Annotated in this window: 1 protein-coding gene and 1 pseudogene; one reads left to right on the top strand and one right to left on the bottom strand. The window is 62.4% G+C overall.

Annotated elements, in window-relative coordinates; genetic code table 11:
* Positions 1 to 498, bottom strand: a pseudogene (locus EOA27_RS37630) (DUF1176 domain-containing protein); the annotation flags it as partial.
* A 142-nt stretch (positions 499 to 640) separates the two neighbouring features.
* On the opposite strand from EOA27_RS37630, the gene EOA27_RS37625 reads away from it, so the two are divergent.
* On the top strand, positions 641 to 1,090 hold a 450-nt coding region (locus EOA27_RS37625; protein ID WP_127258862.1), incomplete at its 3' end, for a DUF1993 family protein.

The following is a 1,090-nucleotide window of genomic DNA, read 5'->3' as shown; positions in this document are numbered from 1 at the left end:
CGGCGGCGGCGGGCCGTCGCCGCAGCTTGCCGGCACGGCGCTGTCGAAATCCTCCGTCGATGGCTTCAGCGCACCCTTGTCGATGAAGATCGGCTGGAAAGGCGGCTCCTGAATTTGCGCATTGACCTGGCGGACCGTGTAGCAGCCCGCGAAAACCTTGGCCTCGCCCTTCTTGTCGGTCGCCTGGATAGCGACCGGGACGCTGTAATAGATGCTGCCGGCGGCACCTTCGTCCGATACAGCGCCGGTCTTGACGTCGACGGTATCGGTGCCGTCATAGCCTTTCACGAAAGCGTTGAAATCCTTGGCTGGCTTCGTATCGCCGAAATAACCCCAGGCGCGGGCGAATTCGTGACGATTGATGGCGCTGTAAAGCGAGCGGATGACGGCGTCGGCGCTGGACCTGTCGTCGATATAGGGCGCATCGGCCGCAAACGCGGACTGGCCGATACTGGACAGGGAAAAGAAGGCAGCCACAGCGAGAAAGATATGTCTCATCGGGAATCTCCGCTCGATAACGAAAATACTACCATGGCGATTGCGGCGGCGCGGTGACGTGGAAGCATGACCGCTTGAAGAATCGTGACCGGAGGCGTTAGGTCACGGCCCGCGGCGCTGGGGCCGCCTTGGGAGAGTGCTCGTGACTATTTCCATGTACGATATTTCCGTCGGCGTCTTTTCCGCCCGGCTGAAGGCGCTGGCCAGCGTGCTGACGGCGGCGGAGCAGAATGCCGCTGAGCGCAAGATCGATCCGCAGGTGTTCCTCACGGCGCGATTGGCGCCGGACATGTTTGCGCTGGCCAGGCAGGTCCAGATCTCCACCGACCATGCCAAGGGCGCGCCGTCGCGGCTCGCCGGCCGCGAGGTGCCGAAATATGAGGACAATGAAGCGAGCTTTGCCGAGCTGCAGGCCCGAATCGCCAAGACGCTCGATCACCTGGCGACGTTCTCGGCGGCCGATCTGGAAGGTTCGGAGGACAGGACGGTCGAATTAAGGCTTGGCGGGCGCGAAACTACGCTGCCCGGCCTGCAGTACCTGCTGCATGTCGCGATGCCGAATTTCTATTTCCACGTCACGACGGCCTACGAC

The organism is Mesorhizobium sp. M2A.F.Ca.ET.037.01.1.1 (assembly GCF_003998075.1).
GTDB lineage: Bacteria > Pseudomonadota > Alphaproteobacteria > Rhizobiales > Rhizobiaceae > Mesorhizobium.
Note: the sequence above shows the minus strand (reverse complement) of the source record. Positions and strands in the feature narration are given on the sequence as shown.